General features: G+C 38.2%; 23 protein-coding genes. 20 read left to right on the top strand and 3 right to left on the bottom strand.

Features of this window, described 5'->3' with window-relative positions:
• The first annotated feature begins 26 nt into the window (after nucleotides 1–26).
• The 5 genes from E2K98_RS00115 (at nucleotide 27) to E2K98_RS00095 (ending at nucleotide 4,866) form a co-directional block, all read left to right on the top strand.
• Complete coding sequence (locus E2K98_RS00115) at nucleotides 27–851, top strand: electron transfer flavoprotein subunit beta/FixA family protein (protein ID WP_133332327.1); 825 nt, start codon at nucleotides 27–29, stop codon at nucleotides 849–851.
• 3 nt (nucleotides 852–854) lie between these two features.
• Nucleotides 855–1,892: an electron transfer flavoprotein subunit alpha/FixB family protein gene (locus tag E2K98_RS00110; protein ID WP_133332326.1), complete on the top strand. Its 1,038-nt coding sequence runs from the start codon at nucleotides 855–857 to the stop codon at nucleotides 1,890–1,892.
• Nucleotides 1,876–3,171, top strand: coding sequence for an FAD-dependent oxidoreductase (locus E2K98_RS00105; protein WP_133332325.1), 1,296 nt, complete (start codon nucleotides 1,876–1,878; stop codon nucleotides 3,169–3,171). Before E2K98_RS00110 ends, E2K98_RS00105 begins: the two co-directional genes overlap by 17 nt.
• Nucleotides 3,171–3,467 (top strand): ferredoxin family protein, encoded by a 297-nt coding sequence (locus tag E2K98_RS00100; RefSeq protein ID WP_208025302.1) that lies wholly within the window; start codon nucleotides 3,171–3,173, stop codon nucleotides 3,465–3,467. Before E2K98_RS00105 ends, E2K98_RS00100 begins: the two co-directional genes overlap by 1 nt.
• A 163-nt stretch (nucleotides 3,468–3,630) precedes the next feature.
• A complete protein-coding gene (locus E2K98_RS00095) occupies nucleotides 3,631–4,866 on the top strand; it encodes an NAD(P)/FAD-dependent oxidoreductase (protein WP_133332323.1) in 1,236 nt (411 codons plus the stop codon).
• Nucleotides 4,867–4,902: 36 nt separating this feature from the next.
• On the opposite strand, the gene E2K98_RS00090 is transcribed toward E2K98_RS00095, so the two are convergent.
• Nucleotides 4,903–5,154 carry a hypothetical protein gene (locus tag E2K98_RS00090; protein ID WP_133332322.1) on the bottom strand — a complete coding sequence of 84 codons (252 nt, stop codon included), beginning with the start codon at nucleotides 5,152–5,154 and terminating at the stop codon, nucleotides 4,903–4,905.
• A gap of 367 nt (nucleotides 5,155–5,521) precedes the next feature.
• Between E2K98_RS00090 and E2K98_RS00085 the strand changes: the two genes are divergently transcribed.
• Entirely contained in the window at nucleotides 5,522–6,310 is a 789-nt protein-coding gene (locus tag E2K98_RS00085; protein WP_133332321.1) for a hypothetical protein, read from the top strand.
• 130 nt (nucleotides 6,311–6,440) lie between these two features.
• Here the strand turns inward: E2K98_RS00085 and E2K98_RS00080 are convergent, their stop codons facing one another.
• Nucleotides 6,441–7,268: a TetR/AcrR family transcriptional regulator gene (locus tag E2K98_RS00080; protein WP_133332320.1), complete on the bottom strand. Its 828-nt coding sequence runs from the start codon at nucleotides 7,266–7,268 to the stop codon at nucleotides 6,441–6,443.
• Between the two features lie 97 nt (nucleotides 7,269–7,365).
• Here E2K98_RS00080 and E2K98_RS00075 point away from each other — a divergent pair, with 97 nt between their 5' ends.
• From E2K98_RS00075 to E2K98_RS00060, 4 genes are all read left to right on the top strand, one after another.
• Nucleotides 7,366–10,449 carry an efflux RND transporter permease subunit gene (locus E2K98_RS00075; protein ID WP_133332319.1) on the top strand — a complete coding sequence of 1,028 codons (3,084 nt, stop codon included), beginning with the start codon at nucleotides 7,366–7,368 and terminating at the stop codon, nucleotides 10,447–10,449.
• Nucleotides 10,450–10,621: 172 nt separating this feature from the next.
• Entirely contained in the window at nucleotides 10,622–12,211 is a 1,590-nt protein-coding gene (locus tag E2K98_RS00070) for an ATP-binding protein (protein ID WP_133332318.1), read from the top strand.
• A gap of 12 nt (nucleotides 12,212–12,223) precedes the next feature.
• Entirely contained in the window at nucleotides 12,224–12,925 is a 702-nt protein-coding gene (locus E2K98_RS00065; RefSeq protein ID WP_133332317.1) for a response regulator, read from the top strand.
• Between the two features lie 261 nt (nucleotides 12,926–13,186).
• Entirely contained in the window at nucleotides 13,187–14,620 is a 1,434-nt protein-coding gene (locus E2K98_RS00060; protein ID WP_133332316.1) for a GntT/GntP/DsdX family permease, read from the top strand.
• A gap of 137 nt (nucleotides 14,621–14,757) precedes the next feature.
• On the opposite strand, the gene E2K98_RS00055 is transcribed toward E2K98_RS00060, so the two are convergent.
• Nucleotides 14,758–14,997 (bottom strand): YusG family protein, encoded by a 240-nt coding sequence (locus E2K98_RS00055; RefSeq protein WP_133332315.1) that lies wholly within the window; start codon nucleotides 14,995–14,997, stop codon nucleotides 14,758–14,760.
• 168 nt (nucleotides 14,998–15,165) lie between these two features.
• Here E2K98_RS00055 and thrC point away from each other — a divergent pair, with 168 nt between their 5' ends.
• The 10 genes from thrC (at nucleotide 15,166) to E2K98_RS00005 (ending at nucleotide 25,415) form a co-directional block, all read left to right on the top strand.
• A complete protein-coding gene (thrC, locus tag E2K98_RS00050; protein ID WP_133332314.1) occupies nucleotides 15,166–16,569 on the top strand; it encodes a threonine synthase in 1,404 nt (467 codons plus the stop codon).
• A gap of 308 nt (nucleotides 16,570–16,877) precedes the next feature.
• Nucleotides 16,878–17,873 (top strand): ABC transporter substrate-binding protein, encoded by a 996-nt coding sequence (locus E2K98_RS00045; protein ID WP_133332313.1) that lies wholly within the window; start codon nucleotides 16,878–16,880, stop codon nucleotides 17,871–17,873.
• A gap of 381 nt (nucleotides 17,874–18,254) precedes the next feature.
• Nucleotides 18,255–19,442, top strand: coding sequence for an amidohydrolase (locus E2K98_RS00040; protein WP_133332312.1), 1,188 nt, complete (start codon nucleotides 18,255–18,257; stop codon nucleotides 19,440–19,442).
• A gap of 118 nt (nucleotides 19,443–19,560) precedes the next feature.
• On the top strand, nucleotides 19,561–20,205 hold the full coding sequence (locus tag E2K98_RS00035; protein ID WP_133332311.1) for a GntR family transcriptional regulator: 645 nt from the start codon (nucleotides 19,561–19,563) through the stop codon (nucleotides 20,203–20,205).
• Between the two features lie 295 nt (nucleotides 20,206–20,500).
• A complete protein-coding gene (locus E2K98_RS00030; protein ID WP_133332310.1) occupies nucleotides 20,501–21,616 on the top strand; it encodes a M20 metallopeptidase family protein in 1,116 nt (371 codons plus the stop codon).
• A 284-nt stretch (nucleotides 21,617–21,900) separates the two neighbouring features.
• The gene (locus E2K98_RS00025; RefSeq protein WP_133332309.1) at nucleotides 21,901–22,680 is read left to right on the top strand and encodes a transporter substrate-binding domain-containing protein; all 780 of its coding nucleotides are present in this window, start codon (nucleotides 21,901–21,903) and stop codon (nucleotides 22,678–22,680) included.
• Between the two features lie 102 nt (nucleotides 22,681–22,782).
• Entirely contained in the window at nucleotides 22,783–23,436 is a 654-nt protein-coding gene (locus E2K98_RS00020) for an amino acid ABC transporter permease (RefSeq protein ID WP_133332308.1), read from the top strand.
• The gene (locus tag E2K98_RS00015) at nucleotides 23,436–24,158 is read left to right on the top strand and encodes an amino acid ABC transporter ATP-binding protein (RefSeq protein WP_133332307.1); all 723 of its coding nucleotides are present in this window, start codon (nucleotides 23,436–23,438) and stop codon (nucleotides 24,156–24,158) included. The genes E2K98_RS00020 and E2K98_RS00015 overlap by 1 nt, the downstream gene beginning before the upstream one ends.
• 60 nt (nucleotides 24,159–24,218) lie before the next feature.
• Complete coding sequence (locus tag E2K98_RS00010; protein WP_133332306.1) at nucleotides 24,219–24,968, top strand: gamma-glutamyl-gamma-aminobutyrate hydrolase family protein; 750 nt, start codon at nucleotides 24,219–24,221, stop codon at nucleotides 24,966–24,968.
• A gap of 87 nt (nucleotides 24,969–25,055) precedes the next feature.
• A complete protein-coding gene (locus tag E2K98_RS00005) occupies nucleotides 25,056–25,415 on the top strand; it encodes a hypothetical protein (protein WP_133332305.1) in 360 nt (119 codons plus the stop codon).
• The last annotated feature ends 131 nt before the right edge of the window (nucleotides 25,416–25,546 follow it).

The following is a 25,546-nucleotide window of genomic DNA, read 5'->3' as shown; positions in this document are numbered from 1 at the left end:
CTTTTCTATTGATAAGGAGGAACTCTATGCTACATATAGTGGCCTGTATTAAGCAAGTACCTGACACGAAAATTATTAAAATGAATCCAAAAACCAACACCATGGACCGCAGGACGGCACCTGCCATCTTAAATCCTTACGACTCCCATGCGGTCGAAGAGGCCGTCCGACTAAAAGAGCGGTATGGTGGAACGGTATCTGTCCTAACGATGGGTCCGCCGCCAGCGGTGAAGGCGATTAAAAAATGTATTGAAATAGGGGCTGATGAAGGGTATTTGATCACGGACCGAAGATTTGCCGGAGCGGATACGTTAGCAACCAGTTATGCTCTTACGAAAGCCTTAGAAAAAATCTCAAAAACCAATCCTGTGGATCTCGTCATCTGTGGGAAAATGACCATTGACGGAGATACCGGTCAAGTCGGCCCTGGAATTGCGAGGAGGCTCGATATTCCGCCGCTTACGTCGGTGAACAAAGTAGTGGAAATTAATAAAGACGAGGGGTATGCTATTGTCCATCGCAAATTGGAGGACGGTTTTGAAGTTATAAAATCCACTTTACCTTGTTTATTTTCTGTTGAAAAAACCATCAATGAAGTTCCCTATTCTTCTTTTCCGAACATGTTAAAAGCAGCGAAATACGAGCCGATTATCTGGTCTGTTGATGACTTGGAGGGTGTGGATATTAAACAGCTTGGGTTGAAAGGATCTCCCACCATTGTTTCGAAAGTATGGGCACCGCCGCCGCCAGCAGGGGGAACGATGATTGAAGGCAATCCATTAGAACAAGTGGACCAATTGCTTTCCGTCATTCTTGAAAAGAAAGAATTGTTTACGGTCAAGGAGGGATAATGGATGGATTTTAAAGATTATTCAGGTGTTTGGGTATTTATCGAAGAAAAAGACGGGGAAATTGCTCCAGTTTCTCTTGAGCTATTAGGGGCAGGGAGGAAATTGGCCGATAAACGTGGATGTGAGCTGGCGGGCGTTTTAATCGGGGAAAATATTAAATCTTTAACTAAAACGATTTTTGAATATGGAGCGGATTCTGCCTATGTCTACGATCAGCCGATTTTTAAACATTACCGAACAGAATCTTTTATGAAGGCGCTTCTAGATTGTTCCAATAAATATAAACCTGAAATTATCCTTTACGGTGCAACCTCAACCGGAAAAGACCTAGCCAGTGCGGTCGCTACCGACTTGCCAACCGGATTAACAGCAGATACGACCGAGCTGGATGTGGAAGAGGAAACCGGTTTACTTTTAGCCAGCCGCCCAGCCTTTGGGGGAAATATTATGGCGACGATTCTTTGTAAAAAATATCGCCCGCAAATGGCAACGGTCCGTGCCAAGGTCATGAAGGCGCTGACTCCGCAATCAGGCAGATCTGGCAAGATTATTGAAGAAACCATTTCCTTACAAGAAGAAGATATTCGGACAAAAGTATTAGAAATTGTGAAGGAAACCACAAAAAAGGTCCGAATCGACGAGGCAGATATTATCGTTGCCGGAGGAAAAGGGTTGGGGAGTGCAGAAGGGTTTCAGTTAGTTCACCATTTAGCCGATACGCTTGGCGGAGCTGTCGGTGCCAGCCGGGATGTAGTGGAAGCGGGGTGGATCGCTCATCCTCACCAAGTTGGGCAGACCGGGGTAACGGTCACGCCAAAGATTTATTTTGCAATAGGAATCTCTGGAGCGATTCAACATGTCGTTGGGATGAAAAACTCCGGTTTGATCATTGCCATAAATAAAGATCCGGAAGCGCCTATTTTCCAATCTTGTCACTATGGAATTGTCGGTGATGCCTTTCAGATTGTACCAGTATTAATAGAACAGTTTAAGAAAGCATTATCAAGAGAGGAGGTAGAGAGCTATGCCGGAGAAGTTTGATTGTATAGTCGTCGGGGCAGGGCCTGCAGGGATCTCCTGTGCCCATGATTTAGCAAAAGGCGGCGCAAACGTTTTGCTTATTGAAAGAGGAGAGTACCCAGGTTCCAAAAATGTCATGGGGGGTGTCCTCTATCGAAAAATGATGGAGGATATTATCCCGGAGTTCTATAAGGAGGCTCCGATAGAACGTCCGATCGTTGAGCAGCGATTTATGATGATGGATAAGGAGTCTGCTGTCACCTTTAGTTATAAAGGTTTGGAGTGGGCCAAGGAACCCTACAATAACTTTACCGTATTACGAGCAAATTTTGATCAGTGGTTTGCCGAGAAGGCGGTCGAACAAGGTGCAATTTTAGTATGCGAAACCGTCGTATTAGAATGTATTGTTGAAAATGGAAAGGTAATAGGTGTCCGAACAGATCGTCCAGACGGAGATATTTATGCAGATGTCGTCGTTTTAGCAGACGGGGTGAACTCACTTTTGGCCCAAAAGCTTGGGTTTCACAAAGAGCTAAAACCAGAAGAAACGGCCTTGGCCACGATGGAAATTTTGAAGCTTGATAAGAAAATCATTGAAGACCGTTTCAACCTTGAAGAAAATCAGGGTTGCACGATTGAATTATTTGGAGATGCCACAAAAGGAATTCTCGGCACAGGGTTTTTGTATACCAATAAAGATACATTAAGCATTGGTGTCGGGACACTTCTATCAGGGATGATTAAACATAAAATAAAACCATATGACTTACTTGAATATGTAAAAAACCATCCGATGATCCGCCCGTATATTCAAGGCAGTGAGCCAGCAGAGTATTTAGCTCACCTGATTCCAGAAGGCGGATTTAATTCGATGGGGAAAATTGTCGGGAACGGCGTCATCGTCATCGGGGATGCTTCCCAGTTGGTCAATGCAATTCATCGGGAAGGTTCGAATTTGGCGATGACTTCTGGCAGACTGGCTGCGGAAACGGTTCTTTTAGCAATGCAATCGGAAAATTTTTCTGAAAGTATGCTCAGCCACTATAAAGAAAAATTATTTGCAGGATTTGTCGGCCAAGATATGAAAAAATATAAAGATTCAACCCATCATTTTAATAAATTCCCGCAATATTTTGAAGAGTATATTCCAATGATCAATAAAGCTGCAAGTCAAATGTTTACCGTTGATGGATCGTCCAAATGGGAGAAACAAAAGAAAGTCATAAGAGGTATAGGATCTGCGAAAGAGAAGATGAAACTTGCCCGCGATGTTTATAAAGCCTGGAAGGTGATGAAATAATGAGTGAACAGAAAAAATTTCAGTCTATCGAAGAAAAGCAATATCTTGTTCGCTTTAATGCCGATACCAAATCACATCTCCATGTAAAAGATAATGATATTTGTTTAACGAAATGCCCCGATAAAATCTGTACCATTTTTTGCCCGGCTGAGGTATATAAATGGGAAGATATCCGCATGCATGTTGGGTATGAAGGCTGTCATGAATGTGGCAGCTGTCGGATTGGCTGTCCGCATCAGAATATTAAATGGGAGTATCCGAAGGGCGGCCACGGGATAGTTTTCAGGTTAGGATAACACTAGATTTATATTTATGGGGCTATCTATTTAGATAGTCCTTTCCTTTGTTGAAGGATGAATAATTTGATTGGGTAATACATTTTTTGCTATCACCTGTTTCAAAAAAGGAACAGCTAAACCATTCAAGAAGTTATTTTAAATAGACAAATGGAGGGATACAATGAATAAGAATTATGACGTGATCATCACAGGAGCGAGGTGTGCAGGAGCAGCTTTGGCTATCCAGCTTGCTGAAGCAGGTTTTCAGGTACTGCTTGTGGATCGTACAACCTTTCCAAGTGATACCTTGTCAACCAATACATTCTTTAATAACACGACAGTGATTCTTAGGGAGATGGGGGTATTGGAGCAACTATTAGAAACAAATGTCACACCTGTCCGGAGAATTAAATTTCAGTTCGAGGACACCGTGATTGAAGGTCCAATACCTGTGGTTGATGACGAGGATACTGCTTATTGTATTCGAAGAACCCATCTGGATCATATCTTGCTTAACCAAGCAAAATCCTATAAAAATATTAAAGTAATCGAAGGGTTTCGAGTTACAGATGTAATCTATGATGAAAATACAGTAGCAGGTGTAAAAGGGGAAGATAGGTCTAAAAAGGTACAAGAGTACCGAGCTCGTTTGGTGGTTGGTGCGGACGGAAGAAACTCTAAGATTCGAAAACTAGTAAAGAGTCAACTGAAAATCAGCAGTCCTTCCAAAATTGCCATTTATTTCGGATATTTCTCAGGGATTCATCATGATTCTGTTCCTAAATTTGAGGTATATAAGAAAAAGGATAAAATGGCGATTTTTTTTCCTACAAACGATGATTTATATGTAGTGGTTGCTAATTTTCCTGTAGAAAATAAGACCTTGGTTGATAACTTTAAAGAAGATTCAGAAAGTAGTTTTCGTCAATTTATCGATAATTATTTTCTAAACACAACATTAAGTTATCGTCTAAAGGATTCAAAATTGACAGAACCAATTAAAGGATTGATTGGCTATGATAATTATTGGTACCAGGGAATGGGTGCTGGTTGGGCATTGGTTGGAGATGCCATTTGTTTTAAGGATCCGGCAATGGCTCAAGGAATCCATGATGCAATCCGTGGGGCTCAAATCTTAGCAGATATCTTAATTAAAAATAATAATTGGCAAACAAATGAATGGGAACCATTAGCTGAAAAGTATCAAAAATCAATGGAAAAAGAATTTATTGTTCGTTTTTATATGGGCTGTGAGCTTTCTAAGAATGAAATTATCACAGAACAACAAGATGCTATCAATAAAATCATTAGTACCCATCCATCTGCCATCGAGAAATTTCTAGGAATCTATAATTATGCCAATGAACCTGCGGATTTTGAAAAAGAACTCCAAAGGATTATAGGAACTTTCTCTTGAATTTACAGTATATAATTTTTCCAAGCAACTTCTCTTTTAATGTTTTAAATGGACAATTGTAATGGAAAATAGCCTTTTAAATAAAGGAAATAATGTACCTAAAATAATGGCAGGGATATCGATGACAGACCATAAGATGTGATATAACTTGATATCTCTGCTTTTTCCGATGGTTGCCTGCCGTAAGCCGCTGTCAAAAATCCAAAACGCCCTGATCACTGTGTAAAATGAGTAAATTCCCAATAAAGCAATTTCCCACCATGTTAATTGAATAAATAGTGTGTTCATTTTCTCCATCTCCTTGACAAGTGAAGGTGTTTGTTTAAATTATAATCCACCTTTGTTTGTTTTTGTGATTTTTGCCAAAAAGTACATATATTGTTCAATAAGTTATGTCAACAAACAAAATAGGCTATTTGTATTTTATTTTACAGTTTTTATAAAAACTCTGTTAAACTTGGTTGTTGATTTCCGCTCCAATCAACGTTTTTCAAATCAACATTGTCCTTTAATACAACCTTTACAAAAATAGTGTAGAAGGAGGTCATGTTTAGTAATTTTTATCCATTCACTTTTTTCGTTTCCTTATATAGTATTAAGAAATAAATAGATTGGTCTCTTGAGTGGTGATTTTTACAAAAGGGAGGAGAATATTTTGAATACAGATCAAGCTTATGCCCTCTTAATGGATGCAGGCGTCAAAGAAGAAACGAGTATTGTTACGATTAGACGATGGCTGCGCGAAAGAAAGATTTATTTCGAAGGAAAAGGAAACCGAAATAATGAATACATAATTGATAATATGGAACAAGCATTATTCATGTTAAAGGATGCTGGAGTAGCTGAAAGTGACAGTGCACAAATTGTCGGACGCTGGCTGAGTGAAGGGAAAATTAAAAACGTGAGGAATAGGAAGAAGAACACAGTTACTGATCCCAGTAGGGCTGAGACCAATCCATTTTTAAATAATCCTCAAGATCAATTGAAGATTATCCAGCAATTAAAAGAAAAGATTAATGCTCAAAATGAACATATTAAAGGAATGGAGCAACTCCACAAAACTTCCATATATACCTTAAAACAGCAAAGAGATAAATTAAATAGAGAAGTTGCTATCCTCGAGAGTGAAAAAAGTGAAATACAGAACGAAAGCATGAATTTACTAAGAGAAAACAGGGATTTACGCAATGAAATTTTAAAATTAAAACAAGATCCTTCTTATAGAACAAAAAGAATCCCTGAGAGTAAACCAAGTACTTCACAACCTAAAACGCATCATTTTCGCCAAAAATTAGGTCTTTCCAAAACAGCAACCGAAAAAGAGATTGTAACAAGCTATAAAAAACTATTAAAAATAACCCATCCAGACCATGGGGGAAATGCCGCAGCCTTTCATTATATTAAAACTGACTATGATCATTTTAGAAATAGTAACAGGGATTAAGGAATTTAATTAACGTAACTTATTTTTCGAATGAATAGAATAATCTATTAAACCTCTTTTGCTAGGAAGGGAATCTCGAGTTAGCAAAAGAGGTTATCAGTGATCGGAAGAGGAAATTGACCCTTAGTTTTTAAAACCCATAATACCCTCGAAGCAAATAAGAAATCCATTTACAATGTGGATGACTTCGAATATTTTCCACTAACCCTTTAACAATAGCTATACTGTATACCGGTTCTTGCAGATGCTGTTTTAACAGCATTAACGATTCTTTTTCAATCGATTCATCCATTTCCCCTATTATTTGTTCAAGATTATCAAGAATTTGTTCCCCCGTGATTTCCTCATTAAGAGGCTCCAGCAAATGAAGAAGTTCCCTAGAAACAAATGGAATGGTCATATGTTGAGCCAATAAGTTTGTCTTTTCCGCTAATGATACCGAAAGTAATTGCAAATCAAGTGGAACATTGTAAAATACAAATAATTGTGAGTAAGTATTCATAAATCCCTTAATGGAAAACATTAAATCATATTGTATTTCTTCCACTTCATCCCCATATAACCGTTCAATCATCCTTAGGATACTTTTCTCAATTAATTTATCATAGTACTTCATTTTCAAAATGAGTTCTTTATTAAGGGTTTGTGACTGCTCTTTCATAATAACCTTTGCAAAATCCGAATGCTTCTGAAAATTATAGTAGATTGCATAATAAAAATCATATAAAAGCTTTTCAACATTCGAATTTATGACTAAGTAGTCAATATCAGAAATAATTTGCATCATAAATTGATCAATTAATGCGATAATTAATTCGTCCTTTGACTTGAATGAAAGGTAAAATGCCCCCTTGGATATGCCGCAATAATCAGTTATTTGTTGAACAGAAGTGGCTTCAAATCCTTGCTTGGCAAAGAGTTCTAAAGCCTTTTCCATAATTAGTTGTCTTTTAACCATTAAATCGCACTCCTATTACCTTTCGTTTGACAATTGACCGATTGGTCATTATTATAAGGAATTGAGTTTATTAAGTCAATTATGGGTAGGTGTAAAAGTGAAAGGGTTAGTTAATTTTGTTCTTCAAAATAAATTGGCAGTCTGGCTGCTCACGATCATCATTACGGTTTCCGGTATATATTCCGGCACACGAATGAACATGGAGACTATTCCGAATATATCGATTCCTTACCTAATGGTAACGGATGTTTACCCGGGAGCGACTCCCAAGAATGTAATGGAAGATATATCAATGCCAATCGAAAAGGCGGTAGAAGGTCTTGATCACGTAAAGTCCGTTTATTCCAATTCCTATTCTAACATGGCTAGTATTCAGGTGGAATACGAATATGGTATTGATATGGACGAAGCAAAACGGGAACTAAAATCTGCATTAGAGAATGTGAAATTGCCAGATGGGGCAAAAGAGCCGACAACATCAGCGATAAGTATGAACATGATGCCGGTTGTTGCCCTAAGTGTCAGTAGTTCCAAAGAGGATATTGTTGGATTGACCTCAACTGTAGAGGAAAGTTTACTTCCCAAAATCAAGAAAATCGAGGGAGTTGCGGATGCAACAATCACAGGTCAGCACATCGATGAAGTAGATTTAACGTATAATAAAGCAAAAATGACTCAATTCGGTTTAACAGAAGATAAAGTCAAACAAATGATCCAGGCAAGTAATATGGCAGTTTCATTAGGACTTTATGAGTTTAAAGCAGGTGAACAAGCGGTTGCAATCGACGGCAAGTTCATGTCAGTTAAAGAATTAAAGAATATGTTAATTCCAGTTACACCTTCTGCGACCAATCGTTCGCCATTTGTGAAACTGAGTGACATTGCTTCAATTCATGTAGTGGGTAAAGTGCAGTCCATTTCACGTACAAATGGCAAAGAGGCAATTGCGATCCAAATTGTCAAAGGTCAACAAGCTAACACTGTTGATGTTGTGAACAAGGTGAAAAAGGTAATAAAAGATGAAAAAGCAAAAGTAGAAGGACTTGCGATTGATGTGACCCTTGACCAAGGAAAACCTATCCAAGAGTCCATTACAACAATGATTGAAAAAGCAGTATTTGGTGGGTTGATTGCTGTATTAATCATCCTCCTCTTCTTGCGTGATTTTAAATCAACGATTATTTCAATCGCCTCGATTCCTGTTTCCATCTTTATGGCGCTATTGATTCTTCATTGGATGGATATTACGTTGAATATTATGACACTTGGAGCGATTACCGTTGCAATCGGCCGTGTAATTGATGATTCCATCGTTGTAGTTGAAAATATTTATCGACGATTACATTTAAAAGAAGAGCCATTAAATGGACGGGCTCTGATTCGTGAGGCAACAATTGAAATGTTCAAACCAATCCTGTCATCAACCTTAGTAACGGTTGCAGTATTCGCACCGCTGATTTTCGTTGGTGGCATGGTCGGGGAGCTATTTGCACCGTTTGCATTAACGATGGCGTTTTCGCTTGGGGCTTCCTTACTTGTGGCCATTACCATCGTTCCTGCTTTCTCTCACTTCTTATTTAAGAAAAAATTATATGGTGAAAAGACAGAAAAACAACATAAAGAAGTTGGTAAATTAGCAAAATGGTACAAAGGTTTTCTTAACAAGTCGCTTAACCATAAAGTGATTGCTTCTATCCTAGCGATCCTTTTATTAGCAGGGAGTTTGGCCTTAACCCCGTTAATCGGCTTTAGTTTTATGGGTAGCCAAGAGGATAAAGTGATGTACTTAACGTATACTCCAAAAGCGGGCGAACTTCGTAAAGATACCTTAGCAAACGTCAAAGCTGTTGAACAAAAAATGGAAAAACGTGATGATATTGATATCGTTCAAGTATCAGTTACAGAAGCTGGAGACACGTCAACCGCAATGTTTGGCGGAGCAGGCGGCGGAGGTTTAATGTACCTCATCTTTGATCCGGATACGAAGAATTTCCCGAAAGTGAAAGAGAAAATTGAAAAGTATGTAGCGGGTATGAATCAATCAGGAAAATGGAAGAGTCAGAACTTCTCTTCGATGTCTGGTTCTAATGATGAGGTCAGCTATACCCTCTATAGTGAAGATTTAAATAAACTTTATAAGTCTGTTGATAAGGTAGAAAATGTTTTGAAAAAGAATAACGGCTTGAAAGATGTTACTTCAAGTGCGGAGGACCCTTTTGTTGAATATACATTCCGTGTGGCGCAAGATGAATTGATAAAATACGGTTTAACCACCGGTCAGCTCGTTGGAATGCTAAGTCCGCAAAAAACAGAGAATGTATTAACTACGGTAGAAAAAGACGGTAACGCATTAGATGTAATTGTTCAGCAAGAACAAAAGAAGCAGCCTAACTCGATTAAGGATCTGTTAGATAAACAAATCCCAACAGCAATCGGTAAAAACGTTCCTCTTTCCGAGCTTGTCAAAGTCAAAAAAGGAACAACCTTAAATACGCTTTCACGCAGTAAAGGTGAATACTACGCAACTGTTTCTGGAAAAGTGAAAGGCAAGGATATTTCTAAGGTAACCTCTGAAGTCGGTAAAAAAGTGGATAAACTTGATTTACCAAAAGGGGTTACGGTTAGTGTGGCTGGTGTCCAGGCAGATATGTCTGATACATTTACGAAACTTGGTGCAGCCATGGCTGCTGCAATTGCCATCGTATATTTCATCCTTGTGGTAACCTTCCGTGAAGGTGTCGCACCATTTGCCATCCTGTTCTCGTTACCATTTGCCGTCATCGGTTCATTTGTGGGTTTATTCATCGCAGGTGAAACCATTTCTGTATCCGTTATGATGGGGCTGCTGATGTTAATCGGGATTGTGGTCACGAATGCGATCGTTTTGGTAGACCGGATTATCCATATGGAACGTGATGGATTGAGTATGCGTACTGCTGTTTTAGAAGCAGGAGCAACGCGTTTACGTCCAATCCTGATGACCGCTATTGCTACAGTTGGTGCGTTAATCCCATTAGCGCTTGGAGAAGGCGGCGGAGGTTTGATTTCAAAAGGACTTGCGATTACAGTAATTGGAGGTTTAACAAGTTCGACCTTATTAACCTTAGTGGTTGTACCAATTGTATATGAAGTCCTATCAAAATTATTTAAGAAAAACCGTAGAGAAATACAAGAAAATTAATGAAATCTGACCTATAAAGTGAAATCTTTAAATGTAATTTATGGAGCTGCTAAAATAATTGGGCGGCTCCTTTTTCATATTAGTCAATAAATAAAAAACTTATGGCTTTTTCGTTAGATCCTATTTGATATACTAGAAATATAATACGCTTTCAAACCATGGAGATCTGTATATGAAATTACCCAACAGGAAATTGAAATTATTTACTCAGATGGTATTGCACATATCGATTGTTATCTGCACTACTACGATAGTAGCAGCTATTTTTTTTACGAAAATAATTAATGATCTTTCAACACAATATCTTGGTCACGAGGCAATGTCTGTAGCAAAATTAGCAGCACAAGATGATAGGATTATTCGGGCTTTTAAAAGCGAAAACCCGTCAAAGGAAATTCAACCGATTACGGAGAGGATGAGAAAGCAAACAGGCGCGAGTTATATCGTGATCGGAAACAAACAGGGAATCCGTTATTCCCACCCGAATCCAAAATATATCGGTAAATCAATGGCTACAAGCAATCAGCCTGTTTTTAAGCAGCACATTTCCATTGTATATTTTGGTGAAGGAATCTCGGGTCCTGCGATCAAAGCTAAAACCCCTATTCTGGATGAAAAGGGAAAGATAATTGGTGTTTCCTCTGTCGGTTTCTTAATGGTAGATGTAAAAAAAAGAATTCTTACCTATAGAGAAGAAATTATTGTACTCGCTCTATTGCTACTCGTAATGGGAGTAGCAGCTTCTTTTTTTATTGCAAGGAGAATAAAACAGAAAATGTTTGGTCTCGAACCTGAGGAAATTTCTTATGTTTTTAAAGAAAAGGAAGCAATACTAGAATCGATTCGGGATGGAATCATAGCGGTAGATAGTGATTTTCATGTACTTTCTGTGAATAAAAGAGCACGGGAATTGCTTTCGGGGAATTTTCCGCTGCATGATTCGATTATCCAAACCTCTCGTTTAAGAGAAATGATTCAAGAAGTTATTGAAACCAAAACAGGAAGATCCAATCAAAAGATCCTGTTGGGTGATCAAGTGTTTGTTATCGATTTTTCAATCGTATCACAAATGAGCGAAATTGCAGGCGTTGTCCTAACAATCCGTACAGAAATTGAAATTGAGCAATTGTTTGATGAAGTTTCAAAAATTAAATCTTACTCCGAAAACATTAGAGCCCTCAATCACGAATTTCTTAACAAATTAAATACGATATATGGATTATTAAGTATTGAAGAATACGATAAGGCCAGGGATCTCATATCGAGTGAAGTGGAGGATCGCCAAGATACAATCGTATTTTTAATGACAGCTGTTAAGGACCCCTTCCTCGTAGCCTGTTTGCTAGGTAAAATAAATCGATCAAAAGAGTTAAAGGTAGACTTAAATATTGATCAAGAAAGTCTTCTTTCTGAGCTACCTGAATCAATGGATACGAAGCTGCTTGTATCCATTCTCGGTAATATTATTGATAATGCGATGGAAGCCGCAAAGGAAAAACACGAAGTGGGGGCAACAGTAATAGTCTCTTTCACCGATATTGGCAGGGATCTTGTTTTTGATATTCAAGATAATGGATCCGGTATTCCAAACGAAAAGCAAAATACTATTTTTACAGAAGGATATACAAGCAAAGAAGGGAAAAATCGCGGCATTGGTCTAAGCATCGTTAAGAATTCCCTTGAGCAATTAAATGGTCAAGTATTTATCACGAACAGCCTTTTGGGAGGTTCTAAATTTACACTTGTGATTCCGAAAAGATAAAGGAGAATGTTCATGGCAGGAAACCCTATTCAGGTCTTGATTATTGAAGATGATCCAATTGCGGCAAATATTTATAAAAAATTCACTGAAAAAATTGAGGGATTTGAGGTTTCTGCTATTGCAAATTCAGGGGAGGATGCGCTTGGCTATCTTCATACATTTAGACCCCAATTAATTTTGTTAGACATCTATCTGCCGGATATGAATGGCATCGACTTACTTCGAGTAATTAGAATGAAAATTAGGGGAATAGATATAATTCCCATCACCGCTGCAAATGACGCAGAAACCGTTACAGAGGCGATTCGCGGGGGTGTTTTTAGTTATTTAATTAAACCAATTGATATTAAGAAGTTCACGAATGAATTGACTAGATATAAGCTAACGATGGAGCAGCTTCAGATTAAAAAAACGATGGTTCAGAAGGAAATCGATTCCTTTTTCTCCTTAGCAGACCCTGCTACTCCTAAACTAAGGGAAGAAAAACAACTTCCCAAAGGCATCGATCGATTTACATTGATGAGAGTCCGTGACAAGCTTCATTTTGAAAAAGGGAGTGTAAGTGCAGAGGAGTTAGCTGTCCTTCTTGGAATCACAGATTCCACTGCACGAAAATATTTAGAATATCTTTCATCTATTGATGAAATGGAAGTAGATATCCAGTATGGTTCGGTGGGCCGGCCAGAACGTAAATACAAATGGAAAAAGAAATGATGACCTGAGGATTGGTGAAAGCCAATCTTTTTTTGTTTTCTTTTATATTTACAATAAATGTAAATTTTTGGTTTATTATTTTAATTCAACTAATTTAGATAATATTTTAATTTTTCTGCCTAAACTATAAAGTTATCTTAATAGCTTCTTCAAACGACGGTTTGAAAGCGTTATCTAGCTTTATTTTAGGGAGATTTGAGAGCGCTCTCTTGCTCAAAGGTTCAAATTTACTATTTTACGATATTAAAAGGGGTGCAGTTTATGACAGGTCATGATATTTCATTGCTCATTGTTGCAGTATGTGGTATTTTGCTGTTAGTTTTCCTTATTGTTTCAAAATTACGGTTCCACCCTATGTTAGCATTATTGGTGGTTTCAATTGGTGTAGGGTTTGCATCAGGTCTTGATGCTGAAACCATTGTCACTTCCATTGAAGACGGTGCTGGTCATACACTGGGAGGGGTCGGACTGCAGGTCGCAATTGGTGCCATGATTGGAAAACTATTGGGTGATTCCGGTGCAACTGATCAAATCGCGTCGGTTATTTTAAAACGATCCACCAAGCGAACCTTACCATGGTTAATAGGTGCGGCAGCGTTTATTATTGGAATCCCCATGTTCTTCGAGGTAGGATTGATCATGATTTTACCACTTGTCTTCTCGGTCGCAGCCCAAGTGGAAAAGCAAGGGAATTTAAAAGGTTCAGCATTCATTTATATAGGCGTACCTGCGATAGCAGCTCTCGCAACCATGCATGGTATGGTACCGCCGCATCCAGGTCCTCTTGTCGCGATTGAAGGGTTTAAATCAAATCTAGGGGTTACGATGATTTATGGTCTTATTTGTGCAATTCCTTCAGCGATTTTGGCGGGACCTGTATATGGTAAATTTATTGCTCCACGGATGACCGTTCGTCCCGATCAACTTTTACTTGAACAATATACCGCAGCTTCCGTAGGATCAGAGAAAACTTCAGTATCAAATGACGCCTCAAAATTTTTGGCTGCAACAGTAGAACACCGTCCGGTCTCAACTGTAACCGCATTTGTAGTTATTTTGCTGCCAATGGTTATCATGTTAAGTCGTACATTAGCTGAAACGGTGTTTAAGAATTCGGTCATGTTTAATAAAATCACTGAATTTATAGGAGAGCCCGTTATTGCTTTGCTTATTGGTTTAATCGTAGGGATCATTTTATTGGGATATGGACGCGGAGTAGATACAAAAAGACTTCGCGATTCATTTGGTGCGAGTCTTAAGCCTATTGCAAGCATCTTGTTAATTATCGCAGGGGGCGGTGCCTTTGCAAAGGTACTTGTTAATTCCCATGTAGGTGATGCAATTATCCATCTATCTTCGGGGATGAAACTCTCTGCCATTGCAATTGGCTGGCTGATCGCTGCGTTATTATCTGTCACAACTGGGTCTGCTACCGTGGGAATTGTTGGAGCTACAGGACTGTTGGCACCGCTAGTTGGGTCAGATCCTAGTATTAATAAGGAATTATTAGTAGTAGCCATTGGAGCGGGTTCCTTATTCTTTAACTACGCTAATCATGCAGGCTTCTGGTTAGTAAAAGAATCTTTTGGAATGTCAATGGGAGAAACCTTTAAAACGATTACCGTTATTCAATCAATCATAGGACTGGTAGGATTAGTTATGGCACTGCTATTAAATTTACTACCCCATTTCTAAATAAAATTTTACTCCTATCTGAGATTAATTATTTGTATGAAGAATTTTTCACTTTAGCAGCCAACTAAATTCTTCAAATATAAAGAAGCCTAGGTTTTGGAGGTTTAAAATCTAGGCTTTTTAAATGTAAGAGCTTGTTAACACCAGCCACCATCATCACAATCCGTATATTTGGCATCTGGGCCATCTGTTATGGTAACGTGCTGGTAAATTTTTTGCTGGTCCGCTTCAAAATGATGATCCAAATCGTATTGAAGATTTCCAGAAAGCATGATTTTTCCAATACAAGTATTTTCTAAATATAACTCCATTTCACCGTTTTTAATTTTCCCGGTTACACTATCTGTCACATCTATTTTTTGTTGTTTCAAAGCCATCTTCTTTCAACTCCTACAGTATGATACAGCTAGTTTCCCCATTTTCTTCTAAAGTTTTATGGAATATAAAGGTAGAAATAAAAGCGAAATATTCAGGCATTTAATATTGACTTACGACCAGTTTTGAGTAACGATAGTAATACATAATATTAGCTTGGAGGATCACCTATGAACTTTGTAAGTACACGTGGAAATGTAAGTAAAATTGGTTTTATTGATACAGTTTTAATGGGGCTCGCAAATGACGGAGGACTTTTAGTCCCGGAAAAAATCCCGCAAATTCCTGCTGAAAAACTGCAGGAAATGTCTAAGCTTACGTATCAGGAATTAGCTTATGAAATCTTCTCTTATTATGTAGAGGGGGAAATTCCGGATAACGAGCTAAAGGAATTAATCGAGAAAAGCTATGCAACTTTTCGCCATCCAGAGGTAACACCTGTCCAAAAAGTGAAGGATCACATGTATGTGTTGGAATTGTTCCACGGTCCAACCTTTGCTTTCAAAGATATTGCGCTGCAATTCTTAGGAAATCTATATTCCTATGTTTCCAAGAAAACAGGTGAAACCATTCATATTCTTGGTGCCACCTCAGGGGATACTGGTGCATCAGCCATTGAGGGCGTAAGAGGAAAAGAAGGTATTCGCATTTGTATTTTGCATCCACATGGAAAAGTAAGTAAGGTACAAGAACTGCAAATGACGACCGTTCATGACGAAAGTGTTTTGAATCTTGCGATAAAAGGTACGTTCGATGATGGCCAAAGAATCATTAAGGAATTGTTTGCCGATGTTGAATTTAAAAATAAATATCATCTCCGTGCCATTAATTCGATTAACTTTGTCCGAATTTTAGCACAAACCGTTTATTATTTTTATGCATATTTCCAAGTGGCAAAAGAGACAAACGCAAAAAGTGTTAACTTCAGTGTCCCAACAGGGAACTTTGGAGATATATTTGCCGGGTATCTTGCAAAGAAAATGGGTCTTCCTGTTGGAAAGCTTATTGTTGCAACGAATGAGAATAATATTTTAGAAGGGTTTATCCATGAGGGAGTGTACAAGCCAGGTGAGTTCCAAAGCACTTTTAGCCCTTCTATGGATATCCAAGTTGCCAGTAATTTCGAACGTTATCTGTACTACTTAGTTGGTGAAAATCCAGGAAAAGTAACGGAGTTAATGAATCAATTCAAGGCAGAAGGAAAAATTGCCGTAACTGAGGAGCTGCTTCTTCAAGTTAAAAAGGATTTTGCCGCACATGGAGTAGTGGGAGAAGAATGCTTAGAAACGATTAAGAAGTACAATGATGAAACGAACTATTTATTAGATCCACATACAGCTTGCGGGGTTGCTGCATTCGAAGTATGCAATGAACCAAATGAGGTTTGTGTCACTCTTGCAACAGCTCATCCAGCTAAATTTAATGAGTCAATCGAACGTTGTGGTATTAAGCAGACTTTCCCGGAACAAATCAGTCAATTGTTTAATAAACCACAATATCTAGAGGTTATTGAGGCGGACAATCAAATAATTGTTCGGGAGTTAGAGAAGCTATTTAGTTTTGCTGCTAATTAGTTATAAATATCCTGGTGTACAATAAGTCACTGAGAGGCGGCGACTCTGCCTAATAATCAAATATATTTTAATCTAGCCCCTTCCATAAAGGGGCTTTTCAATTTTCCTCGTTTCTTGGTCTATCCCGGTACAAATCTAAAATGATGTATGATTTGACAAAAAATTCTTAAAATTATATTGTCCTATTGAAATAATAGTGTTAAAATCTGAATATTATAAATTTCTGGCAATAGAAAAATAGAAGACTACTTTATCAATTTTTCTAAAAGAAAGTACATATGTAGTCAAAGAAATTGGGGAGGAAGAAGATGAAGAAAAGTTTTGCTATCATCGTTTGTGGATTGCTATTATTGCTTTCCGCATGCGGAGCAGGAAGCAAAGAAACCGCTGGGGAGAAAAAAGAGAAGGTTGTGAAAATAGGCATTACACAGCTTGTCGAACATCCATCTCTTGATGCTGCACGAGAAGGTTTTATCAAAGCACTAAAGGATGCAGGCTATGAAGAAGGAAAGAACTTGAAGCTAGATTACCAAAATGCCCAGGGAGACATGAATACCAATATGTCGATCGCTCAAAAATTGGTGGATGACAAGGATGATCTTATTTTGGCGATTGCCACTCCTAGCGCACAGGCTGTGGTCAAGTCTACGAAAAATATTCCAGTCTTGTTTACCGCCATTACCGATCCAGTTGGGGCTCAACTGGTTCAAAGTCTTGATAAGCCGGGTGGTAACGTAACAGGAACCTCTGATACACATCCAGAAGCGATCAAAAATACGATTGATGCCATTAAAAAGTTTGTTCCAGATGCCAAGAAGGTGGGTATCATCTATAACAATGGTGAACCTAACTCAGTTGTTAATGTGAAAAACGCTAATGAAGCTATTAAGGCAGCAGGGCTTAAATCTGTTGAAGTGACGATTTCTACTAGTTCCGAAGTAAAGCAGGCAGCTGAATCCTTGGTGGGGCGTGCAGATGTACTTTATATTCCTAAGGACAACACTGTCGTATCTGCTCTTGAATCCGTTATCAAGGTAGCGAATGCGAAAAAGATCCCAACCTTTGTAGGTGAAGGGGATTCCGTCAAAAGAGGAACCTTTGCATCGTATGGTTTTGACTACCATGACCTTGGTTACACTACGGGGAAAATGGCTGTGGAAATTCTAAAGGGTAAGAAACCAAGCGAAATTCCTGTTGGTTTCCCAGAAAACCTTCAGCTGATGATTAATAAAAAAGCGGCTGAGCAGGAAGGAATCAAATTAACAGATGATCAGTTAAAGGATGCTAAAATAGTAGGGGAATAAAGGATTTAATTTCTTAAACCTTTTATAAATTACGAAAAATACCACCTTGGTTTACAAGGTGGTATTTTTTGTTGCTGGGTTAACAATTTGAAGTATTTTATTGATCTAGGTATATAATTCAGGTGAAAATTCTAAAAGAACTGGTTTACAGTTTACTAAATGCAAATAATTTCTAAGCAGGAGTTAGTGAATCAGGCAACAACTACTCTATCTTTACAACGATTTCTAACTTCTTATTAAATGCAATTGCGGGCACACTAGATGTAACTAATAAGTAGGTGGCGGTGGGCAAAGGTTTTAATGATTTCTTCCGCACCAGTCACTGAATAAACAAGTCGCAAGTCATGCATAGATAGGGTATCGATTTTGGGAGGTTTTAAAATGAGAAAACAACTAATCGAAATGTTAGAAGTTCGTAAAGACGAAATGATTCAGATTCGTCGTTATTTGCATGAAAACCCAGAGTTATCTTTTAAAGAAGAAAAAACGGCTCAATATATTGCTGATTATTACAATGGTAAGGATGTTGAGGTACAAAGAAATGTAGGAAATGGATATGGGATCATCGTGACAATTGAAGGTGGAAAGCCTGGAAAAACGATTGCGCTTCGTGCCGATTTTGATGCCCTTCCAATTATGGAAGAAACAGAGCTTCCCTTTAAATCAAAGAATGAAGGGGTTATGCATGCTTGTGGTCATGATGGGCATACGGCCTATTTAATGATTCTTGCGGAGTGCCTGATTCAATTAAAGGATCAAATACCTGGTACAATTAAAATCATCCATCAGCATGCAGAGGAAGTACCTCCTGGTGGAGCAAAGAGTATCGTAGACTCTGGGGAGCTTGATGATGTAGACAATATTTTTGGGATTCATTTACTTCCCATAGCTCCAGCGGGTCATGTCGGCTATCACAGCGGTTTTTCGTTTGCCGGGAGATCTTATTTTAAACTTGGGATTCAAGGAGTCGGCGGGCACGGCTCTTCCCCGCATAGGGCAAACGATGCGATTGTTGCAGGGTCTTATTTTGTAACAGCCGTACAAACAATTATAAGCCGACGGTTAAATCCCTTTGACGCTGGCGTTATAACCATTGGTTCTTTTGATGGAAAGGGTACATTCAATGTCATTAAAGACCGTGTGGAACTTGAGGGGGATATCCGTTACATGAAGGTGGAAACAAAGGGAATTATTGAAAAAGAGGTTCGCCGTATTGTTAGCGGTATTGAAGTGGAATTTGGTGTCCAGTGTGAGTTAACCTACACTTCCGATTATCCGCCACTTTATAATGATCCTGAGGTAACAGCAGCGGTAAAAGAAAACCTGGAAAATGCGAATGACCCGGATATAAAGGAAGTAGAAGAATATCCAATGATGTCACCATCTGATGACTTTGCTTATTATTTGGAAAAAATCCCAGGTTGTTATTTTTATATTGGCTGTACCCCAAAAGGTATGGAAAAACCTTTTTTCAACCATCATCCAAAATTTGATATTGATGAGGATTCACTCATTGTAGCTGCAAAATCAGTAGGGTATGTTGTTTGTGGATACTATGGGTTAGAGTAACATGACATACTTAATGTCGTGATTGCCTATTTTTAAAAAGTTTTTAAGAAATTATTTGAGAAAAATCCTATAATAATATAAAATCCAATTATATACAATATAATTGGAGACTCTAAAAATGGAATATTTATCGCTAAAAGACCATGTGTATAACTATATCGTTGAGCAAATTAACAGTGGAAAATTGCTTCCCGGTAAAAAGGTAAATGAAAATCATATTTGCGAAATGCTGAAAGTCAGCAGGACACCGGTAAGAGAGGCCCTCATACAGCTTTCATCAGAGGGGTTGCTTGACAATGTTCCAAGAAAAGGGTTCGTCATAAAAAGCCTTACAAAACAAGAGGCGGAAGAAACATATTTCATCATCGGTGCATTGGATGGTCTGGCTGCTTCACTGGCGGTTCCGCTTTTAACGGAGAAGGACATAAAAGAGATGGAATTTTATATCCAAAGTATTGATCTTGCCATTAATACAGAGAATTACCGGATGTATGATAAGATGCAGCAAGCTTTTCATGGTGTCTATTTAAAAATCTGCCCGAACAAGAGCCTAGTAGATCTTTTGCTGCAATTAGAAAAGAAGTTTTTAATAAATTTAGGTGAAATTGGTCCAAAGGATCAACTGAAGGAAAGATTATCGCAAATAAATAATGAGCATAGAACGATGATGGAACTTTTTAAAAGCAAGGATTCTGTTGAATTAGCCAGTTTCATGAAAGACGTACATTGGAATATTCATAAGGTGGAGAACCTGCAGCTCTAGAATATAAACTAATGTTAAGGAAAACGATTTTGTCCAACAGCGACAAAGTCGTTTTTTTATTGACTGTTAAATATAAAGTATATAATATAATATATACAGGTAATTAAATATTTCGATAAAAGAGACTGAATATTTGTGATTATTTTTTAGCCTTTTTTAGTAATCCTTAGTTTGTACTTGAATAATGTAAAATCTAAGTTAAGGTACGACCATGGATTGCTAGACTTTTGCAAAAGTGAAAGCGTTTTAAGATAAATTGCAAAAGATCATCATAAATCTAAGGGGAGAATGGAATATGGAAAAGAAAAATCTAGACTTGGCAATTCAACTTCGTCATGAACTTCATGCTCATCCGGAATTATCAAACCATGAAGTATGGACAAAGCAGCATTTAATTGATTTTCTCAAAGAAAACACGAAGCTTGAAATTGTAGATAGAGGCCGTTGGTTTTATGCCATCTATCATTCTAACGTGGGTAAAAGAAATGTAGCATTCCGTGCGGATTTTGATGCACTTCCAATCGAGGAAACAATTGAACTTCCATATGGTTCTAAGTTTCCAGGGGTTTCACATAAATGTGGTCATGACGGACACTCTGCAACTTTGGCGGGTTTTGCCCTTGAAATTGATCAGTTAGGTTCCGACAACAATATCTTTTTCCTATTTCAGCATGCAGAAGAAACAGGAGACGGTGCTGCCGAGTGTGCTGTTTTCATAAAGGAAAATAACATTGATGAGATTTTTGCTTGGCATAATATGAGCGGCTTTAAACATAATACCGTTTTCGTTATTGATGGGACCGCACACTGTGCATCTAAAGGTATGACGATCCAAATGGAGGGTGTTCCATCTCATGCCAGCGAACCGGAAAAGGGAATCAATCCGTCCTTCGCTATTGCGAAGATAATTGATGCGATCCCTGGATTTGTTGACCCCGAAATCAATAAAGGAATTGTTCTCTGTACTGTTGTTCAGGTAGATATTGGTGCAAAAGCCTTTGGTGTTAATGCCAGCAAGGGTTCGCTTCGAATGACGATTCGTGCACTCTATGAAGAAGAATTGGATAGACTACAAAAGAATTTGGAAGATATTGCGAAGGCCGAAGCAGGGAAGTATGGTCTGAAGGTTCGCTTCGAATATCAGGATGAATTCCCAGAAACGTCAAACTACAAAGAAAGCTCTGACAAAATTCGTCAGGTCTGCAAAGAAAAAGGGATTCCAATGAAAGAGCTAACTGAAGCGTTCCGTGGTTCTGAAGATTTTGGCCATTATACAAAATTAACAAAAGGTTCTTACTGTTATATTGGAAACGGAGAAAACTATCCGAATCTGCATAGCTATGAATATAACTTTCGAGACGATCTCATTGAAACAGGAGTGGAATTGTTCAAAGGACTTGCTGAACAGTAAAGGAAAGTTAAATTGGATAGTTTGTAATAATTAGGAAGTTAGTATGAAGAATCTTCATGCTAACTTTTTTAATGTCATAAAAAAGAGAAGAATCCTTATCCTTAAATTCAGGTCTAAAAGTTTTAAATTTGAATATAAATCATATCAACGAAACTAGTAGACGATATAAAAAAACTTGGACAACCTTTTACAATAAATAGAATATAGATTCGGAGATTACACTCCTTTTAGATAGATTAAAAGAATAACAAAGTAAAAGGTAACTAAATTTGGGAGGGGATTCAATGAAAAAAGTGCTGAAATCGATTGCTGTTTGTGGTGCCATAACACTGGCACTTGCAGGGTGTGGGAAAGCTTCAACCACGACGAACAATTCAAATGGTGATTCAAAAGAAAGAACACTAGTATTTGCGACAAGTGCGGACGGCGGGGCTTTTGCACACAAAGAGAATGGAAAATTTGCGGGCTTTGACATCGAGGTGGTAGAAGCGATTGCAAAAAAAGAAAGATATAAGATCCAGTGGAAGGATATGAAATTCGATGGAATCATTCCATCCTTAAAGACGAATCAGGTGGATGGGGCTGCTGCAGCCATTACGATTAAAGAAGAGCGCAAGGCGGTAACCAATTTCACCGATCCTTATTTTGATAGTGGTCTGGTGCTCGTAGTAAAAGAGGGAAGTAATATAAACGGTCCCGCTGACTTAAAGGGAAAAAGCATTGTTGCTAAAAATGGAACTTCCGGATTGGAAAAGGCAAAAGAATTAGCGAAGCAATATGGGGCAAGGGTGAAAATTTTAGAGGATGAGCCGACTCTCTACTTAGATGTTCAAAATGGACAATCCGATGCGTTAGTTAACGACTATCCATTTGTAACCGACAAAATGAAATCCGGTACAGCGAAAGGCCTAAAAAGAGTTGGGGAGCGCTTAACCGGGGAACAATATGGGATCGCTATCGCAAAGGATGAGGAAAAGGTTTTAGAGGATTTCAATAAAGGGTTAAAAGAAATAAAAGACGATGGCGAATACGATGCATTGCATAAGAAGTACTTTGGCGAATAAGTGTTTTCATTCTGCAGGAAATACAACATAGATATGAGATGAACAAAAAGGCGCATGAGATGAATGCGCCTTTTTTCAAACATAGAAGAAAGAGGGGTTACGATGAGAGGAATTGAAATGGTATGGCAGGACTTCCCTAACCTTTTAGTAGGAGCGGGAAAGACTCTTGAAATTGTCTGTATTTCATTACTTTTTGCGACAATCATCGGTTTAATCTTTGGGATGTTTCGGATAAGTTCCAATCGAATCTTACAAAGCATCACCCGAGTGTATGTAAGTATCATTCGTGGTACACCCTTATATGTTCAAATTATTTTCGTCTATTTTGCCATCATGCCCATGATTGTCCCCGGGGGCCTATCTCCGATGGTTGTTGGAGCGATGACGATTTCCATCAATGCAGGCGCCTACCTTGCCGAAGTATTTCGTGCTGGTATTGCATCAATTGATAAAGGACAAGAGGAAGCGAGCAGCGCTCTTGGGTTCACAAAACGGCAAACATTTTTTTATGTTATTTTACCGCAAGCAGTAAAACGAATGACTCCAGCCTTTATGAACCAGTTTAGTATAAGTTTAAAAGATACCTCTCTTTTAGCCGTTATCGGAGTAGTTGAACTGACGTACAGTGCCCAAATTGGCTATGCGCAAAACTATGAGATATTCGCCTATCTTTTTACGATTGGATTAATGTACTGGGTATTATACACCTCGATTAACTGGTTAACTGAGCTTGTGGAAAGGAAGGTGTCGAATTAATGCTGGAAATGAAAAAGATACATAAAACCTTCAGCTCCAATGATGTCTTAAAAGGTATTGATTTATTTATTCCTAAAGGACAAGTTGTTTGTTTAATCGGTGCGTCTGGTTCGGGAAAATCAACGCTTCTGCGTTGTATCAATCAGCTCGAAGTTCCATCAAGTGGAGAGGTTTATTTTGAAGGAACCTGCGTAACAGAAAAAGGGCATGACATTACGGTTACGAGGCAGAAAATGGGGATGGTTTTTCAGCAGTTTAATTTATTTCCTCATAAAACGGTTTTAGAGAATATTACGCTGGCACCCATTAAAATTAAAAAAATGACCAAAGCTGAAGCAGAAAAGATTGCCATGAATTATCTAAAGAAAGTAGATTTGACTGAAAAAGCAAGTGAATATCCGAAAAGTTTATCAGGCGGACAGCAGCAGCGGGTGGCTATTGCACGAGCCCTTTCAATGAATCCGAAGGTGATGTTGTTTGATGAACCAACTAGCGCTCTAGATCCGGAAACAGTTGGAGAAGTATTACAGGTTATGCGTACCCTGGCTAATGAGGGTATGACGATGATTATTGTCACACATGAAATGGGATTCGCAAGAGAAGTTGCTGATCGAATTTTATTTTTAGATCAAGGTGTGATTGTTGAAGATGGACCACCTAAAGAGATATTTGGAGGAGCAAAAAGTGAGCGGCTTCGTTCATTTCTAGATAAGGTCCTTTAAGGATGTATTTGTAGCTTCCCCCTTCCTTATTCGAAATAAAGAAGAGAAAGAGTGAAAAAAATGAAAAAACCAATCATTGGCATTACAACATCTTATGTTAAGTATAATGACAACATGGAAGGTGTGTATATTCATCACGATTACCACCGAGCTGTGGAACGAGCCGGCGGTATCCCGATACTTCTTCCTGTTGTTAAAGATGAAGAGGCCATTAAACAATATGTTACGCTTTGCGACGGGATCATTTTTAGCGGCGGTGAAGATGTTGATCCACAATCTTATAGGAAGCCTCCACATGTAAAAATAGGTTTTTTTCGAAGCGAGAGGGACGAATTCGAGATAAAGTTATTTGACTATTTTTCAAAAACAAAAAAGCCAATATTTGGGATTTGCAGGGGAATACAACTAATCAATGTTGCCTGTGGCGGAACACTTATACAAGATATTCCTTCTTTAATAGAAAAAGAAGTCCATCTTCATGAGCAGACCATTCCCCGACCTCTGCCATTCCACCATATAAAACTGGAGAAAAATAGCTTGATTAATGGGATTTGGGGACATCAAGATACACTAGTAAATTCTCTTCATCATCAAGCGATAGAGGAATTAGGAAAAGGCCTTGTCATTACAGCGCTAGCTGATGACGGAATTATTGAGGCGGTCGAAGGAAAGGATTATCCATATTTGGTCGCCGTTCAATGGCATCCTGAATCGATGTCAGAAAAACATCCGGAGATGCAGGAATTATTTAATCGATTAGTAGAAGTAAGCAAATACCATTTCAATAATGGTTTAGAGACCGTTGGGTAATTGGCTTGTCAGTATTAAATGATCATTTCAATACATACAATCTTCTTAATTAAGGATTAGATTTTTAGATATTAAGGAGATGGAGAGATGAACTTCGAGATGCAAAAAGCGTTAATGTTAGCGGAAAATATCAATGATTTTATAAAATTCGTTCAAAAAAATTATGAAAACAAAGATAGAAGCCGTGTGGAGAAAGATAAAATCTATCAAATTAAACTGCTGATTGAGGATTTTAAGTTTCAAATCATTGCAGATGAGTTGATCAGAATCAATCAGTTTTCTTGGGATGAAAAATATACGCTCTATCTTGTTGATGGATTTAATAAAGGAATCAGCATTATTGATGAATATGTAAAAAATAATTATCATGAGTTATTCATTTTTACAGCGAGACTTTATACATTAAAGAATCTCAGTCTGCCATTAGAAGAGTTAAAAAACAATTGACCTCTAAAAAGGGGTCTTTTTGTGCGACGGGCAGTCGCATGGAGTGTTGATCTAGTCGACACTCTTCTTTTCATTATCTGACAGAGACGTCATCTCGGTGAAACGACTGGTTGATGATGATGATACTGAAT

The sequence above is a fragment of the Bacillus salipaludis genome, from assembly GCF_004358205.1.
This window is presented reverse-complemented; position numbering and strand designations above follow the sequence as displayed.

Coding starts and splice junctions, on each gene's coding strand:
- E2K98_RS00005 (WP_133332305.1), top strand. CDS start 25,056: ATGAACTTCGAGATGCAAAAAGCGTTAATGTTAGCGGAAAATATCAAT.
- E2K98_RS00110 (WP_133332326.1), top strand. CDS start 855: ATGGATTTTAAAGATTATTCAGGTGTTTGGGTATTTATCGAAGAAAAA.
- E2K98_RS00030 (WP_133332310.1), top strand. CDS start 20,501: ATGGAAAAGAAAAATCTAGACTTGGCAATTCAACTTCGTCATGAACTT.
- E2K98_RS00080 (WP_133332320.1), bottom strand. CDS start 7,268: ATGGTTAAAAGACAACTAATTATGGAAAAGGCTTTAGAACTCTTTGCC.
- thrC (WP_133332314.1), top strand. CDS start 15,166: ATGAACTTTGTAAGTACACGTGGAAATGTAAGTAAAATTGGTTTTATT.
- E2K98_RS00055 (WP_133332315.1), bottom strand. CDS start 14,997: ATGGCTTTGAAACAACAAAAAATAGATGTGACAGATAGTGTAACCGGG.
- E2K98_RS00065 (WP_133332317.1), top strand. CDS start 12,224: ATGGCAGGAAACCCTATTCAGGTCTTGATTATTGAAGATGATCCAATT.
- E2K98_RS00045 (WP_133332313.1), top strand. CDS start 16,878: ATGAAGAAAAGTTTTGCTATCATCGTTTGTGGATTGCTATTATTGCTT.
- E2K98_RS00070 (WP_133332318.1), top strand. CDS start 10,622: ATGAAATTACCCAACAGGAAATTGAAATTATTTACTCAGATGGTATTG.
- E2K98_RS00040 (WP_133332312.1), top strand. CDS start 18,255: ATGAGAAAACAACTAATCGAAATGTTAGAAGTTCGTAAAGACGAAATG.
- E2K98_RS00010 (WP_133332306.1), top strand. CDS start 24,219: ATGAAAAAACCAATCATTGGCATTACAACATCTTATGTTAAGTATAAT.
- E2K98_RS00060 (WP_133332316.1), top strand. CDS start 13,187: ATGACAGGTCATGATATTTCATTGCTCATTGTTGCAGTATGTGGTATT.
- E2K98_RS00025 (WP_133332309.1), top strand. CDS start 21,901: ATGAAAAAAGTGCTGAAATCGATTGCTGTTTGTGGTGCCATAACACTG.
- E2K98_RS00105 (WP_133332325.1), top strand. CDS start 1,876: ATGCCGGAGAAGTTTGATTGTATAGTCGTCGGGGCAGGGCCTGCAGGG.
- E2K98_RS00100 (WP_208025302.1), top strand. CDS start 3,171: ATGAGTGAACAGAAAAAATTTCAGTCTATCGAAGAAAAGCAATATCTT.
- E2K98_RS00020 (WP_133332308.1), top strand. CDS start 22,783: ATGAGAGGAATTGAAATGGTATGGCAGGACTTCCCTAACCTTTTAGTA.
- E2K98_RS00035 (WP_133332311.1), top strand. CDS start 19,561: ATGGAATATTTATCGCTAAAAGACCATGTGTATAACTATATCGTTGAG.
- E2K98_RS00015 (WP_133332307.1), top strand. CDS start 23,436: ATGCTGGAAATGAAAAAGATACATAAAACCTTCAGCTCCAATGATGTC.
- E2K98_RS00090 (WP_133332322.1), bottom strand. CDS start 5,154: ATGAACACACTATTTATTCAATTAACATGGTGGGAAATTGCTTTATTG.
- E2K98_RS00115 (WP_133332327.1), top strand. CDS start 27: ATGCTACATATAGTGGCCTGTATTAAGCAAGTACCTGACACGAAAATT.
- E2K98_RS00095 (WP_133332323.1), top strand. CDS start 3,631: ATGAATAAGAATTATGACGTGATCATCACAGGAGCGAGGTGTGCAGGA.